The 14405-nt window shown below is 34.3% G+C and carries 12 protein-coding genes and 2 pseudogenes; 12 read left to right on the forward strand and 2 right to left on the reverse strand.

The genetic code is table 11. The features are described from left to right. Positions 1-124: 124 nt before the first annotated feature. From GKR88_05510 to GKR88_05535, 6 genes and pseudogenes are all read left to right on the forward strand, one after another. A pseudogene (locus GKR88_05510) lies at positions 125-2318 on the forward strand (hydrolase). Between the two features lie 102 nt (positions 2319-2420). After that, the gene (locus GKR88_05515) at positions 2421-4925 is read left to right on the forward strand and encodes a DUF5117 domain-containing protein (GenBank protein ID QMU63803.1); all 2505 of its coding nucleotides are present in this window, start codon (positions 2421-2423) and stop codon (positions 4923-4925) included. Between the two features lie 182 nt (positions 4926-5107). Continuing rightward, a complete protein-coding gene (locus GKR88_05520; protein QMU63804.1) occupies positions 5108-5362 on the forward strand; it encodes a type II toxin-antitoxin system prevent-host-death family antitoxin in 255 nt (84 codons plus the stop codon). A 686-nt stretch (positions 5363-6048) separates the two neighbouring features. Then, positions 6049-6972, forward strand: coding sequence for an IS1595 family transposase (locus tag GKR88_05525; protein QMU63805.1), 924 nt, complete (start codon positions 6049-6051; stop codon positions 6970-6972). A gap of 16 nt (positions 6973-6988) precedes the next feature. After that, complete coding sequence (locus GKR88_05530) at positions 6989-7213, forward strand: hypothetical protein (protein QMU63806.1); 225 nt, start codon at positions 6989-6991, stop codon at positions 7211-7213. Positions 7214-7215: 2 nt separating this feature from the next. Next, a complete protein-coding gene (locus GKR88_05535) occupies positions 7216-7629 on the forward strand; it encodes a putative toxin-antitoxin system toxin component, PIN family (GenBank protein QMU63807.1) in 414 nt (137 codons plus the stop codon). 1106 nt (positions 7630-8735) lie between these two features. Here the strand turns inward: GKR88_05535 and GKR88_05540 are convergent. Together GKR88_05540 and GKR88_05545 are read right to left on the reverse strand one after the other, a co-directional pair. Then, positions 8736-9272, reverse strand: a complete 537-nt coding sequence (locus tag GKR88_05540; protein ID QMU63808.1) for a hypothetical protein — start codon at positions 9270-9272, stop codon at positions 8736-8738. A gap of 14 nt (positions 9273-9286) precedes the next feature. After that, the gene (locus GKR88_05545) at positions 9287-9457 is read right to left on the reverse strand and encodes a hypothetical protein (GenBank protein QMU63809.1); all 171 of its coding nucleotides are present in this window, start codon (positions 9455-9457) and stop codon (positions 9287-9289) included. 377 nt (positions 9458-9834) lie between these two features. Here GKR88_05545 and GKR88_05550 point away from each other — a divergent pair, with 377 nt between their 5' ends. The 6 genes and pseudogenes from GKR88_05550 to GKR88_05575 all read left to right on the forward strand — a co-directional run bounded on the left by GKR88_05550 (position 9835) and on the right by GKR88_05575 (position 14245). Next, positions 9835-10695: an SPFH domain-containing protein gene (locus GKR88_05550; GenBank protein QMU63810.1), complete on the forward strand. Its 861-nt coding sequence runs from the start codon at positions 9835-9837 to the stop codon at positions 10693-10695. A 4-nt stretch (positions 10696-10699) separates the two neighbouring features. Then, entirely contained in the window at positions 10700-10858 is a 159-nt protein-coding gene (locus GKR88_05555; GenBank protein QMU63811.1) for a DUF4177 domain-containing protein, read from the forward strand. A gap of 278 nt (positions 10859-11136) precedes the next feature. Next, entirely contained in the window at positions 11137-11364 is a 228-nt protein-coding gene (locus tag GKR88_05560; protein ID QMU66649.1) for a hypothetical protein, read from the forward strand. Between the two features lie 3 nt (positions 11365-11367). Next, positions 11368-12291 carry an alpha/beta hydrolase gene (locus GKR88_05565; protein ID QMU63812.1) on the forward strand — a complete coding sequence of 308 codons (924 nt, stop codon included), beginning with the start codon at positions 11368-11370 and terminating at the stop codon, positions 12289-12291. Position 12292: 1 nt separating this feature from the next. After that, the gene (locus tag GKR88_05570; GenBank protein ID QMU63813.1) at positions 12293-12457 is read left to right on the forward strand and encodes an Arc family DNA-binding protein; all 165 of its coding nucleotides are present in this window, start codon (positions 12293-12295) and stop codon (positions 12455-12457) included. A gap of 163 nt (positions 12458-12620) precedes the next feature. Then, a pseudogene (locus tag GKR88_05575) lies at positions 12621-14245 on the forward strand (hypothetical protein). Positions 14246-14405 lie beyond the last annotated feature (160 nt).

Raw genomic sequence — 14405 nt, forward strand, 5'->3', positions numbered from 1 at the left:
ATAAAAAATCAAAAGGATTTTTACGATAGCAATTTTTATTCAACATTTTTTTTATACTCCTGCTAAAAGTAAGAACTTATTTTTATATTTCAAAAAGTTTAAACGAGTTCACCGACCCATATTAATGAGGAATATATTTTTTATCATTTTATTTTCTACACTACATTCATTTTCCCAGGTAAAAAAGAAAGTTGTACAGGTAAAATATATAGATGAAAAAATGAATATAGACGGTATCTTAGACGAATTTCCGTGGACTGAGGCACAACCGGCTACCAATTTTTTTCAATATTTTCCTTCGGATACCATACATGCCAAGCGGCAGGCAGAGATCAAGTTTTTGTTCGACGACCGGAATCTTTATGTAGGTATTAAAGTATATGCCAAAGGCAAAAACTATATTATCCCTTCCTTAAGAAGAGATTTCAGAGCAGGAGGAAGTGATAATATTACCCTGATGTTCGATACCTTTAACGATGGTACAAATGCCTTTATTTTTGGCTCTAATCCGTATGGAGTGCGCAGAGAAATCTTATTATCCGGAGGCGGAAATGATCTAAGAGGCTTCAACGGTGCCTGGGATACCAAGTGGTTTGGAGCATCTAAAATTCATGACAAGCATTATATCTTAGAATGGAAGATTCCATTGTCAGCATTTAAATACAAAGAAGGAGAAACCAAATGGCGATTTAACAGTTACCATTTTTATACGCAAGACAACGAAAGAAATACCTGGATCAACATCCCTCAAAATCAGTTTATCTTTAATTTGGCATATATGGGCGACATGATCTTTGAAAAACCTTTGGGAAAATCAAAATCGCCCGTATCAATAATTCCGTATATAAATGCAATAACCGATAAAGATTATCAGGCGAATATAGCTACCGGCGATTTTAAATATGGCGGTGATGCCAAATTGACCGTTGCTAACAGTATGAATTTGGATCTCACAATCAATCCTGATTTTTCCCAGGTAGAAGTAGACCAGCAGGTAACCAATTTGAGCCGTTTTGAGGTAGGCCTTCCCGAAAGAAGGCAGTTTTTTATAGAAAACAGCGATTTATTCGGTGATTATGGAAACAGGCGGAATGCAAATCCTTTTTTTTCCAGGCGAATAGGAATTGCTACAGATGTTGACGGAAATACCATTGAAAATAGCATCATAGCAGGGGTTCGTTTGAGCGGAAAACTAACCAATGACCTTAGGTTGGGAATTTTAAGTATGCAAACAAAGGAAGATACTGCAAACAAAGTTCCAACAACCAATAATTCGGTGATTACTTTGCAGCAAAAAGTGTTTAGCAGGTCTAATCTTAGCCTGCTGTTTATTAACAAACAAACAACAAAAAGAGTACTCTTTTTTAGCAGATGAAAACAAGTACAACAGGGTTTTAGGAATAGATTATGTACTAGCCTCCAAAGACAATAAATGGGTAGGTAACTATTTTTATCATAAATCGTTTTCCCCCGGTATTACCTCAAATGATTTTTCGGCAGGTATCAATACCGAATTTAATAACAGAAAATTAAATATTCGATTGAGCGGTGTTTTTGTGGCAAATAATTTTCGATCGGATTTAGGATTTATCAGAAGAACTGATATATTTAAAATAGACCCTCAGTTTGAAGTAAAGTTCTGGCCTGAAAACAGTCGGATTCAAAGACACAGCTTTTCAGTAACCCCCATTTATATCTGGCGACCGGAATTGAACTATCAGAATTCGGATTATATCATTATCAGTAGGTGGGAAGCCGGTTTTAAAGATAATTCCGAATTGAGTTTTGAGATGTTCAATCGCTTTACACGATTGTATGATGATTTTGACCCGACCGGAACCGACGGAGCAGTTGCTTTGCCCGGAAATCAAAATTATTATTACACCAGCTTTGAGGCCGGTTTTCGATCCGATCAACGAAAAAAAATCTCTTATAGAATAAACCCTTCTGTTGGTAGTTTTTTCAACGGAACCAAGTATTCCTTACAAGCAAATATAACGGTGCGTTTACAGCCTTATTTTTCAGGATCGTTCCGGTTAAACTACGACAATATAAATCTGCCCGAGCCGTATCCCGATGCTTCCATCTGGCTGATTGGCCCGCGATTGGATGTTACATTTACCAAAACCATTTTCTGGGCAACCTTCTTACAGTACAGTACACAAAGAAAAAACTTTATTATAAACACCCGCTTGCAATGGAGAGTAGCTCCATTGTCAGATTTGTTTTTGGTATACAATGACAATTATGCTACGGATATATTTAGCCCCAGGTTTAGATCCGTAAATCTAAAATTTACGTATTGGTTAAATATCTAATTCTTTTTATATTGCATCTCTTTAACATTTTTTTTAAAAAAGACTGCCAGGGGAATAATTAACTTCGGAAACGAAATCAAAATGTACACAAATTGACTCACCATGATACAAAAAATACTACCGAAACTACTAGTCATTTTATTTGTTTTTGGACTCTCGTTAGATGCTGACGCACAACGTAGAAAAAAGAAAAACAAAAAAAATCCAAAAGCTACTGAAAATACGGCAGCCAAGCCTAAACCGAAAAAAGGAGCTGTCCTTCCTTACGAAAAAGTAGTTACTAAAGATCTGAAAACAGATGAAGGTCTGTTTAAAGTGCATTCGAAAGATGACAAATACCTGTTTGAAATTCCTGATTCTTTATTAAACAGAGAGTTATTGATGGTTACCCGAATTGCAAAAACCGCCAGTGGTATCGGTTTTGGCGGAGGCAAACAAAATACTCAGGTATTGCGTTGGCAAAAAAACGGAAAGAAAATTTTGCTCAGGGTAGTTTCCCACAATGTAGTAGCAGATACTGTGCTTCCGGTACACCAGGCAGTGGTAAATTCAAATTTTGAACCTGTTCTGTTTTCCTTTCCTATCAAGGCGTTTAGTAAAGATTCAACAGCTACGGTTATTGACGCCACTCCTTTATTTGCCACAGACGTAAAACCCTTGGGATTCCCTCAATCAAGGAGAAAATCGTTTCAAATTACCAGGATGGATAAAGATCGTTCTTATATAGAAAGAATTAGTAGTTATCCACACAATATTGAAAGCCGCCATGTAAAAACATATTTTGCAAATAAACCTCCTTCTAACAGTAGTGTCGGTTCTATTTCTTTGGAAATGAGTAATTCTATGATTTTATTATCAAAAAAACCTATGAAACGTCGCTATTTTGACGAGCGTGTCGGTTGGTTTTCCAGGGAGCAAATTGATTATGGGTTAGACGTCCAGGAAAGTAAAAGAATTACTTATATAGATCGTTGGAGACTGGAGATAAAAGATGAAGACATAGAAAAATTTAAGCGAGGTGAACTGGTAACACCTAAAAAACCGATTGCTTACTATATAGATAGAGCTACTCCCGTAAAATGGCGCAAATACATTAAACAGGGAATAGAAGACTGGCAAGTGGCTTTTGAAGCAGCCGGTTTTAAAAATGCCATTATAGCTAAAGACCCTCCTTCCAAAGAAGAAGACCCGGATTGGTCTCCCGAAGACGTACGCTATTCCGTTGTACGCTATTTGGCTTCTCCTATTCCTAATGCCAATGGCCCTCATGTCAGTGATCCGAGATCGGGAGAAATCTTAGAATCGGATATCAATTGGTATCATAATGTCATGACCTTGTTACACAATTGGTTTTTTATTCAAACGGCCGCTATTAATCCGGAAGCTCGTAGTAATTCATTTAAAGATGAGATAATGGGCAGACTGATCCGTTTTGTTTCGGCTCACGAAGTAGGTCATACCATAGGATTGCCTCACAATATGGGTTCTAGTGTTGCCTATCCCGTAGATTCACTACGTTCTGCAACGTTCACTCAAAAATATGGTACGGCTCCTTCTATTATGGATTATGCCCGTTTCAATTATGCGGCCCAACCGGAAGATAAAGGAGTGGCGCTCATGCCAAATATCGGTCCGTATGACAAATATGCCATAGCTTGGGGATATCGGCCCATATTAGATACATCTGCAGAAGATGAAAAACCTATATTAAACTCGTGGATTACGGCTAAAGCTGATGACCCAATGTATCGTTTTGGACATCAACAAGTCATTAATATCATTGATCCCAGCTCTCAAACGGAAGATTTGGGAGATAATGCCATTACGGCAAGTACTTATGGTATTAAAAATCTGAAAAGAATTCTGCCTAATTTGGAAAAGTGGACGACTGAAGAAGGAGAAACATACGAAGATTTAAAAACCATGTACGGACAATTATTAAGTCAATATAACCGTTATATGGGACATGTTTCTTCAAATATAGGCGGTGTCTATGAACACTATAAAGCGGTTGGCCAGGACGGCCCGGTATATACTCATGTAGATAAAGCACACCAGAGAAATGCGATGAAGTTTATCAATAAAGAATTGTTTGCAACTCCCAAATGGTTATTCGATAAAAATATCTTTGATAAAATTCAATACTCTGGTTCCGGTGAACGTATTAGAAGTTTGCAGGTAAATACACTAAACAGAATTTTAAAACTGGGCAGATTGGCTCGTTTGATTGAAAATGAAACATTAAACGGGAATAAAGCATATACCATTCTCTCTTTGATGTATGATCTGCGCAGGGGAATTTGGTCTGAATTGTATAATGTGAAAATTATTGATCCGTACAGAAGAAATTTACAACGTGCACATATAGACCGTTTAAAGTATTTAATGACTGTAAAATCTCAACGAAAGGCTCCGAATTTTGGTTCCTATGTAAAACAAACGCGAGTAAATGTGAGTCAGTCCGATATTAAACCCGTTGTCAGAGGCGAGTTAAAAAGATTAAAACGCGACACCAGAGCAGCTATAGTTATAGCTCCAAATACCATTACCCGCTATCACTTACAAGATATCGTGGATAGAATTAATGGTATTTTGGATCCGAAGTGATATTGGGGTTATAACACTACCCATATAATTTAAAAGATCAAATTACTGATAAACAAATTTAGAAGTGGTTTTTCATGATTATTGATTTTTCATATCACTATTGGTAGCAATAAAAACGGAAACGACAAAAATTTGAAATTTCAAAAAAAGTATTTATTTATCGTACAATAAAAAGTACAAAAATGTTAACAGCAAGTGTTTCTGATTTTAGAAAAGATATAAAATACTACTTGGACAAAGTAGTGAAAAACTTTGAAACCTTGATTATAAATCGAGGGAAAGACACAGGCATTGTAGTTATGTCATTGAGTGAGTATAATTCTTTAATGGCGACAACTCACGAACTTTCCTCAAAGAAAAACGAATTCAGATTAGATTCCGCAATCGAAAAATTGAAAAGGGGCAAATCATTATCTCAAGATTTAAACTATCAATAAAGCTTTATATGGCTGGAGATTTAAATATACAGGTCCAAGAATTAAATTCTTCAACAGGTAGTAGACCATCATATAGTTTAAATTTAAAACGCTGGCTTTGGAATAGGAATTATTGGTATTTAGAGAATTATGGATTTATAAAACCTAAATCATTTGTAGTAAAAGTATTAGATGCTTTTGTGATACATTCAAGTTACTGAAATAGTACTATGGGCAACAACGGTAGCTGTTGCACAAGTCTTAGGTTTCAAAAACAGAGGTTTGTTTTAAGCCCATTTAAAGGAGTTTGTTTTTTTAAGTTATGTTTTTACTAAAATATAGGTGGTTTACAAACAGCTGATTTTTCGTTTTTAGGGATCCCTATTTTTAGAATCATAAAAACAAGGGTTTCGGCCTTACTTTTCACTTTTTTTGTTTGATATTTTAATAGCTTTTTTAAGTTGTAAGCTACTGCGGCTAAGTGCATACTGAAAATTGATATAATAGAAACAGAAGACATTCCTTTTTAAATGGGTTAACTATTTTAGAATATGAAAATTTAACTAATACCAAAAAACTTGTGGCTTAAGGCTTTTATTTTTTGTATTATATTTGGGGTAAAGTCCAAAAAAATAAAAACTTTATTTGATTACACTTAATTATGCCACTAATTTAAAAATTCGTATCTTAATATAAAGTTTAGAATTATGAATTTACTACATTTTATTGAACAATTTCCAGATGAGTTTTCCTGTAAATCACATATGAAGTTGGCTCGTTCAAAAGAAGGAGTCATTTGCAAAAAATGTCAATCAAAAAAGCACTATTGGTTAAAGTCTAAATGGATGTGGCAATGTTCTTATTGTGGTTTTAGAACTACTCTACGCAGCGGTACTATGATGGAGAACTCCAATTTACCTATTCGTACTTGGTATCTCGCTATGGCATTTATGACTTTTAGTAAAAAAGGTATTTCTGCTGCCGAATTACAACGTCAGCTCAACCATACACGTTATACCACTATATGGTCTCTTATGCACAGAATACGTTCGGCTATGGGAAAACGAGATAATTTATACGACCTTGAAGATATGATTGAGTTTGATCAAGCTTACTTTACTGTGGCAACAAAAGAATCCGACAGACAAAAGCTTAAAATAGGCAGAGGCAGTCAAAAACAATCTAACGTAGCGGTAATGGCAGAGTCTGTACCTTTAGAAGATTTAAAGACTGGGAAACAATCCAAACAATGTCGTTATTTTAAAATGAAAGTTTTGGATACTCATAAAAAAGAAGAAGTCAACACGCTTATTGATAGTAATTTTGATGATACATGCATTGTTTTTAGCGACAAAAGCACGTCTTATGTAGACATAGGTGATTATGTGGAAGTACACATTACTGAAAAATCAAATAAAGAAACCACTATTACCACACTAAAATCGGTGCATATAGCCATAAGTAATGCAAAACGCACTCTGTTAGGTATTTACCATAAAATTAAAGGAAAATATTTGCAGAATTATCTTGACGAGTTCTGCTATAAACTCAACAGACGCTATTTCGCTGAAAGACTATTTGATAGACTGGTAGTAGCTGTCACTCATCAATACTGGTATAAAAGTGGGTAATCAAAAAGAGTATATCATGTCAGAAATTATTCAACCATTATCCAATACACAGTTAGAAATACTAAAGGCATTTTCTCATAAGTTGACTAAAAAAGAATTATTAGAATTTAAAGAAATGATAGCACAATACTTTGCCAAACGAGCTATTAAAGGTGCTAATAAAGTATGGGATGAAAAAAAATGGACAGATGGAATTGTAGATGAAATGCTCCACACAAAAATGAGAAAAACGAAAGATTGACTGTGAAAAAAATAGTTCTTGATACAAATGTATTATTGGTTAGTATTTCTGAAAAGTCCAAACTTCATTGGGTATTTAAAACCTTAATAGAAAAGAATTATATACTCTGTGTTAGTACTGAAATTCTTTCAGAATATGCTGAAATTATAGAACAACATTTAGGGTCAGAAGTAAGTGAAAGTGTAGCAGGTATAATTGAAAATTTAAGTAATATTGAGCGGGTAACCACCTATTATCGTTTTCGACTTCTCAAAGCTGAAGATGACAATAAGTTTGTTGATTGTGCAATAGCGGCTAATGCCAGTTATATAGTAACCCATGACAAAGATTTTGAAATTTTGAAAAAGATAGATTTTCCAAAGGTTATGGTAATTGATACGGAAAAATTTAGGCAAGATTTAGAAATAAAAACATAACAGCCAGTGCCTAACAATGGTAGCTGTTGAACAAGTCTTAGGTTTCAAAAACAGAGGTTTGTTTTAAGTCCATTTAAAGGAGCTTGTTTTTTTAAGTTATGTTTTTACTAAAAATATAGGTGGTTTACAAACAGCTGATTTTTCGTTTTTAGGGATCCCTATTTTTAGAATCATAAAAACAAGGGTTTCGGCCTTACTTTTCACTTTTTTTGTTTGATATTTTAATAGCTTTTTTAAGTTGTAAGCTACTGCGGCTAAGTGCATACTGAAAATTGGTATAATAGAAACAGAAGGCATTCCTTTTTAAATGGGTTAACTATTTTAGAATATGAAAATTTAACTAATACCAAAAAACTTGTGGCTTAAGGCGTTTATTTCTTGTACTATATTTAGGGTAAAGTCCGGATTTTTTATATCACTGAAATCAGTTCATAACACTTTACAGTTCCTTTTCTCAACTTTTATGGTATAAGAACATTTTTTAAATCTTTTAATCGGCTCTGGTTTGAAATAGCGCTGATAAATACGAGTATTTATTCTTTCTATTGAATTTTGAGTCAAATTACAGGGTAAACGCATTAAAGTTAACATGTTTTTAATCAATACTTTATGATTTTTTGATCCAAGTTAACCTGTAATTATTTTCAAAAAAATGAATAATCATTAAAGGTAAGTTTAAAAAATTACGAATAAAATCCATTATTAAATGTCAATTCTTTAATGAAAAATTAGTTTTACTGATATATTCATAAAAGTTTAATGCGTTTGCCCTGAGTCAAATTAGAAGTAAAAAATATTCAAAGCTCAGTAATATCAGGAGTGAAAGGCATAATACCTAAAATGAACTAGAACTTTCATATTGTATAAACGGGTTTATACCGTATCATGACTTTTTAATCGATATTTTCTAAAGATAAAACCTATATAAAGCAGTACTCCGATTACCGGTACTCCCAGCAATATAATAAACCAATAATTCAACTCTCGCCTATTTATTTTTTTTCTCATAAATAACATCAAGTGAAAAAATGCAAGAAATGATAAGATCACTAAAATGGTTATTCCAATTAGGAAAAGTTTAAAAAAAATGTTCATAATCTTTTGATTTAGGTATTACAATGTATTACACAGGCAGCTACAATTGCAGCAGGACAATACCAACCGCTTGCTCTACAAAGCAGACTACAAACCAAATCTTCATCACAAGCTGTCCAGGCTATAACAATATAATTCCAGGTAGAGCCACCCATACATTCTTCTGATCTGGCATTAGAGAAATTAATTTTCACAACTTTCTTTCCGTCAAAAGAAAAATCATTTTCAATATTTACTTGTCTTATATTTTTTTCTAGTTTGTGTTCTATTTTTAATTCTCCATTCAAATCATACAGAATATAATTTGTCTCATTTTCAGAATAAAATGCAATTGGAACTAATTCTCCTCCCTTTAAGGTTGAAATTGAATATAGCTCTTTTTTTGGAGTAGTAGTCAAAAAAAAAATTTGAGAGGTATTTTCATCAAAAAATTCAGATACAATTTTTTCATTGGAAGATTCGAATGATAAAATATCATGATTGTTTTGGCAACTTATCAATACTAAAGATGACATCAATAATACAATTTTAAGTTTAATTTTTTTCATAATTATTTTGTTTTCTAATTAACGCTTCCATGTTTATCAGGGAGTATTGAAACGGTTTGCATTATTGCCACTAAAAAAACTCTTATTTCTTCAGTTCTTCCACTATATGCAATTCTTTGAGTTTTGCTTCTCTTTACTTTTTTCTCCCAAGCAGAAAACGTTCTCTCGGGTTTGGTTAATTCCAACTCGTTGAATTATCCGTAGCTAAAAAGTAAGACAGTCAACAACCTTATTTTTATATACTTGATTTATTATACAAATTGATCAACTACTCAAAAATCTGCTTAATTCATTTAAAAAACAATCCCTTGAATGAATGATTTTTTTATATCACTGAAATCAGTTAATAAAACTTATAAAGATTTACAGTTCCTTCTCCCAACTTTTATGGGATAAAAACATTTTTTAAATCTTTCAATTTATTGAATAACAATAAGGACAATTAGACACCATAAAAGACAATCAAATACCCATTTGCAAAAAATAATTAAAAAAATGTAAAAATTTCAAAAATATATTATATTTTTATAATATTATTTTAATATCATTTTAAACTCCAATCATGAGAGAAGAGAAAATTATCAAGCCTGCAAACGGGTACTTCATGTTATTCATTGTATTCATATTATTTTTCGGAGGTATTGCACTTACCATCCGACAAGAAAACCCAATCTATTTAATAGCAACGCTATTTGGTTTTATAGGAATGTTTGGTTTTATTTTGGTAAACCCAAATAATTCCAGAGTTATTTTACTTTTTGGAAAATATGTGGGAACAGTAAAGCAGAACGGGTTATATTGGGCAAATCCGTTGTATTCAAAAAAGAAAATTTCATTAAGAGCCAGTAATTTTGACAGCGAACGCCTGAAGGTAAATGACAAATTAGGAAACCCGGTAATGATTAGTACCATTTTAGTATGGAGAGTTACCAATACCTATCATGCTGCTTTTGATGTAGACAATTACGAAAATTTTGTAAGAGTACAAACAGATGCTGCCGTACGAAAACTGGCGAGCATGTACCCTTATGATAATTTTGCAGATGAGGGTCATGAAGAAGATATTACATTGCGCTCCAGTGTTAATGAGGTTAGTGAAGCCCTGGAAAAAGAATTGGAAGAACGTTTGGCCATTGCAGGAATTGAGGTATTGGAGGCAAGGATAGGTTATTTAGCGTATGCACAGGAAATTGCAAATGCAATGCTAAAACGTCAGCAGGCTACTGCAATTGTTGCAGCGCGACATAAAATTGTGGAAGGAGCCGTAAGTATGGTAGAAATGGCTTTGGAAGCATTGAACAAAAAAGAAATTGTTGAACTGGATGAAGAACGCAAAGCCGCTATGGTTAGCAACCTGATGGTGATTCTATGCGGAGATAAAGAGGCTTCTCCTGTTTTAAATACCGGAACATTAAATCATTAAAACGATGAAGGAATATAAAGTAGTCAATTGGAAAATGGGACTTGCCAACAATAATAAAAGATTAGAAGATACGCTAAACCGATATGCTAAAACAGGTTGGACTGTTAAATATATTGCAGAACATACGGCCAGAATCGTTTTTGAGAGAGATAAAAATAAATAAATGTGAGAGTTTTTAAAGAAGAACAGCGATTTGCCCAAATTGGGTTCATATTATTAATAGCGTTAAGCGTTCTAATTTCTGTTGGTCTTATTTTAAGGGAATACACTAAGGAAAACAGCACTATGAATAGTGTTGAGTTCATTTCTATTTTACTATTCATATGTATATGTACAACTCCTATTTTCTTTTTCAAATTAAAAACAAGAATCGATGAAAAAGGAATTCATTACCGTTTCTTTCCTTTTCACAGCACCACTAAGATAATACCCTGGACAGAGATGGAGTCTGTCACCATTCGAAAATACAATGCTATAACAAAATACGGAGGTTGGGGACTAAAAGGCAATTTTCGAAGAAAGAGAGGAAAAGCCGTTACTGTTTCAGGAAATACAGGAATTCAACTCACGCTTAAAAATACTCAAAAGCTCCTAATAGGTACCCAAAAAGAAAATGATGTAAAAAAAGTAGTAGCAACTTATGCATCAACATTAGAAGAAAAATCTTAAATTATGAAAACCGTTCTTTTATACCTTATGATATTTTCCATAAATAGTTCTGTAGCCTTCTCACAGGTAACATCGGAAGTTATTCTGATAAAAAATGACAGTATCGAATTGCCCGGGACACTAACTTTTACGGAAAACAATTCCAAACTAATTATCTGGATTCACGGTTCCGGCAATGTAGATAGGGATGGCAATCAGGCAGGTTTGAATGTAAAGGCAAACTATATCAAACAATTCAGAGACAGTATCAACAAAAATGACATTGCATTTTTTAGTTATGATAAAAGAACGGCAAATCTGAAAAATAAAAAATTCTTTAAAGGAATCACTTTTGATGCTTTTATTGCCGATGCTAAAAAAGTAGTCAGTCATTTTAAAAATAATACCCGTTTTAAAAAGATCGTACTTATAGGCCACAGCCAGGGGTCATTAATAGCTATGCTAGCAAGTGCCGAAGTTGATAAATATATTTCTTTGGCCGGGCCATCGGAAACGATTGACGCTACCATTATAAAGCAAATAAGTAAACAAAATGCAGAATTAGGAAAAATAACCGCCGCATATTTTAAAGAACTGAAAGAAACCGGTGATATCAAAGAAGTAAACCCAATGTTGTTATCTATTTTTGCGAAGCCCAACAGAGCCTTTATAGCCTCATGGATGCAATATAAACCTTCTGTGGAATTTAAACAGCTAAAAATTCCTACATTAGTTATAAATGGCATCAAAGACCTCCAGGTTTCCGTTGAAGATGCGAAAGCATTATACAGCGCAAACCCAAATTCTGAGTTAGTGCTGATAGAAGATATGAATCATATACTGAAACACATAGAGAATAATACCGATAATATACGCTCGTATCACTCACCGGATTTTCCGATATCAACAAAATTAATTGAGGTCATTACCCAATTTGTAAAAAAATAAGATGGCAAAAAAAAAGGCATTTGCTTTGCGAATTAATGAAGATATGCTCAACGCTATAGAAAAATGGGCCGACGATGAATTTCGATCAACCAATGGTCAGATTGAATGGATGCTGGCACAATCATTAAAAAATGCCAAAAGAGATTGTAAAAAGAAAAATAAATAGGGTTCCCGGTGTTTTGAATCAACAAAATAAGGCTATATAATCATAACCAAACACCTCCCATTAAACAAAAGTTTGCTATTTTTATATACTATTATGATTACTATTCTTGAAAATAGTAACTTGTCCTTTTTAAATATTTCTAAAAATCAACTAATTTTTTAACATGAAAAAAATTATAACTTCCGTAGTACTACTGATTTCCACAGGATTGTTCTCGCAAGAGTTTTCAATGGATATGGTAAAAAATATGAAGCCCAGAAATGTAGGACCGGGCGGCATGAGCGGACGTGTTACAGCCATAGATGTTGTACAATCCAACACAGATATTATATATGTGGGCACTGCTTCGGGAGGGCTCTGGAAATCTACCTCGGGAGGTATTAAATGGACACCAATATTTGAAAAGGAGATTACAGCTTCTATAGGAGCTGTTGCTATTCAACAGTCCAACCCAAGTGTTATCTGGGTAGGAACCGGAGAAGGAAATCCCAGGAATAGCCTAAACGGAGGTTTCGGAGTATATAAATCTATGGATGCGGGGAAGACCTGGAAAGCTATGGGTCTGGAAAAAACACGCCATATTCATAGAATCATTGTTGATCCGACCAACCCGGATATCGTATATGTTGGTGCTATAGGATCTCCATGGGGAGCACATAAAGAAAGAGGGGTTTATAAAACTACCGATGGAGGAAAAACATGGAAACAAATCTTATTCAATAACACAAAAACCGGGGCCGCCGACCTGATAATGGATCCATCGAACCCCAACAAACTCATTGCTGCAATGTGGGAGCATAAGCGCGAACCGTGGTTCTTTACATCAGGAGGTAAAGGAAGTGGCTTGTATATGACACATGACGGAGGTGATAGCTGGAAAAAAATTACGTATAAAGAAGGATTACCAAAAGGAGGCTTAGGCAGAATTGGCATTGCCATTTCCCAGAGCAACCCTAATATCATCTATGCGTTGGTAGAGGCAAAAAAAAATGCGTTGTATAAAAGTGAAGATGGCGGATTTAAATGGAAAAAAATAAATGACAAAAAAGGAATCGGCAACAGGCCTTTTTACTACTCTGAAATATATGTAGACCCCCAAAATGAGAATAGGTTGTACACCATATTTACCTATGTAAACGTATCACAAGACGGAGGTAAAAGTTTTCATCAATTAATGCCTGCATATGGTGTTTCCAATGGTGTTCATCCGGATCACCATGCATGGTGGATTCACCCTGCAGATGGTTCTTTTATAATGGATGGAAATGACGGGGGGTTAAACATTACCAAAGACGGGGGGAAGACGTGGCGTTTTGTGGGAAATTTACCTGTAGCCCAATTCTACCATATCAATGTAGATAACGAATTTCCATATCATATATACGGAGGCATGCAAGATAATGGTTCCTGGAGAGGTCCTGCATATGTTTGGAAAGCACAAGGGACAGAAATTCGTATTGGCAGGAAATCAGCTTTGGAGACGGGTTTGATGTGGTGCCGGACAAAGACGATGCGCGCTTTGGATGGTCTATGAGTCAACAAGGTTATGTAAGCAGGTATGATTACCTGACCGGTAATAACTATACCGTACGGCCTACACATCCGGACGCTGAAATAAAATTACGTTTCAACTGGAACGCAGCTATCAATATGGATCCATTTGATAATAGTACTATCTATTTTGGGAGTCAATTTGTACACAAATCTACTGACAAAGGATTGACCTGGTCTATCATTTCTCCGGATCTGTCAACCAATGATAAAGAGAAGCAAAAGCAAAGTGAAAGCCTTTAGATTAGCAAATAGAAATAATTACTTAAAATAAAAACATAATAGTTATGATGAAATTTCTTTTTTTGCTTCTTTTTTTCTTTGTTAATAACTCTTATTTTGTTGATAACCAAAAACACAAAAGAACGGAGTGAACTTTAGCGGCCAGCTAGCTTTT

Source organism: Flavobacteriaceae bacterium (assembly GCA_014075215.1).
Classification (GTDB): Bacteria; Bacteroidota; Bacteroidia; order Flavobacteriales; family Flavobacteriaceae; genus Polaribacter.